The sequence below is a fragment of the Janthinobacterium sp. UMAB-56 genome, from assembly GCF_900095265.1.
Taxonomy (GTDB): Bacteria; Pseudomonadota; Gammaproteobacteria; order Burkholderiales; family Burkholderiaceae_D; genus Janthinobacterium.
This window is the reverse complement of sequence record NZ_LT607697.1, coordinates 1-900: the sequence shown is the minus strand read 5'-3', so window position 1 is coordinate 900 and position 900 is coordinate 1. Positions and strand designations below refer to the sequence as shown.

The following is a 900-nucleotide window of genomic DNA, read 5'->3' as shown; positions in this document are numbered from 1 at the left end:
GATCAGGCGCGCCGGACGATGCGTGGTGGCCGGGGCGCTGCACAGCGCCACTTCGGCAGCGCTCACGGCCGTGATGCTGACCTTCGTATCCAATGGAACATACACGGCATACGGCGAGCGCTCTTCGAAGACGCTCTGGCGATTGCCGATATGTTCCCAGGTCTGTCCACCAGCCTGCACCGTGACCGTGCCCGTCAGCACGACGATGCACAGCTCGCGGCTGCCCGTCTCCAGATGCAACTGTTCCCCGGCAGCCAGGCGGTGGGCGGCGAAGCCCACATGCGTCCAGCCGGCCGACTCGGGCGTGACTTCGACGATGGTGGAACCGGGCCGGGCCTTGACGAGCAGCGGGCTCATGCCGCCTCCCGACCCAGGCGGGGAATGGCCTCGACGAGCTTAGCCAGGTAATCGTGGCCCATCTTCGCGTATTCATAACTGGGGGCGACGGCCGGGTCTTGCTCCGCTTCCACCACCAACCAGCCTTCATAGCCGTGCAGATACAGGCGCGTCAGGATGGCCGGAAAATCGATGCTGCCGTCGCCGGGCACGCTGAAAGCGCCATTGATCACCGCCTGCAAGAAACTCCAGTGGCCATTGCGGGCCAGTTTCACCACGTTGGGGCGCACATCCTTGCAATGCACGTGGCAGATGCGGGTGATATATTTGTTCAAGACAGCCAGCGCATCGCCGCCGGCAAAGGTGATGTGCCCCGTGTCGAACAGCAAGCCCACTTCCGGCCCCGTCAAGGCCATCAACTGATCCACGTCCGCCGGAGTTTCCACATAGGCACCCATGTGGTGGTGATAGGCCAGGCACACGCCGTGTGCCAGCAGGTGGGCGGCAAAGGCCGTCAACTTGTCGGCGTAGTCCTGCCATTGCTGCTGCGTCTGGAAACGCGGA

2 protein-coding genes are annotated in these 900 nt (G+C 63.9%); both read right to left on the bottom strand.

Going from position 1 to position 900, the window contains the following annotated elements; all coding sequences use genetic code 11:
* Nucleotides 1-357 (bottom strand): 5-deoxy-glucuronate isomerase (locus K0F85_RS28305; protein WP_219119130.1); only part of this gene is annotated, 357 nt, incomplete at its 3' end.
* Nucleotides 354-900: TIM barrel protein (locus tag K0F85_RS28300; protein ID WP_219119129.1), on the bottom strand; the 547-nt coding region annotated here is incomplete at its 5' end. The genes K0F85_RS28305 and K0F85_RS28300, both read right to left, overlap by 4 nt.